This window comes from Microvirga sp. P5_D2 (assembly GCF_054049475.1).
This window is the reverse complement of sequence record NZ_JBFUMH010000434.1, coordinates 1-501: the sequence shown is the minus strand read 5'-3', so window position 1 is coordinate 501 and position 501 is coordinate 1. Positions and strand designations below refer to the sequence as shown.

Here is a 501-nt window from a genome sequence, read left to right as displayed (position 1 = left end):
CGTGCGCTCGGGCGAGAGGGTCTCGGTAAGCTTGGTGAAGCCGACAATATCTGCGAACAGGACGGCTACCGTTCGTGTCGCCGGCTCTCCAAACGCAGTCCCGCCGCGACTGGAGAGGGCCTCGGCCACGTCCGGAGAGACATAGCGCGCGAGGTCCGCGCGCACGACCTCGGCCTCGACCTGATTCAACAAGGTCCGCCGGCTGCGCCAGACAGCGAGTGTGATGAGCAGGGTGAACAGGGAGGTCGCGACAAGCTGGGTGTACCAGGCCGTCAGGCCGACAAAGGCAGGCTTGAAGGAGAGATCCAGGACCGCGGCTGACGTCAGCACTCCCTCGGCAGCCGCATCGTTGAACCGCAGCGTGTCCGGCTGGGAGTAGATCGTGAAGACCCCAATCGACCAGATGCCCAGAATCGACACGCCCGTCCAGAGCACCCTCCTTGGGGAGTAGGTGAGAGCGGCCTCTGCGAGGAGAAGGAGAACGTAGAGGAATTCCTGGCC

General features: G+C 64.3%; 1 pseudogene. It reads right to left on the bottom strand.

The features are described from left to right. Positions 1 to 501 (bottom strand): annotated as a pseudogene (locus tag ACXJKO_RS32135) (adenylate/guanylate cyclase domain-containing protein); the annotation flags it as partial.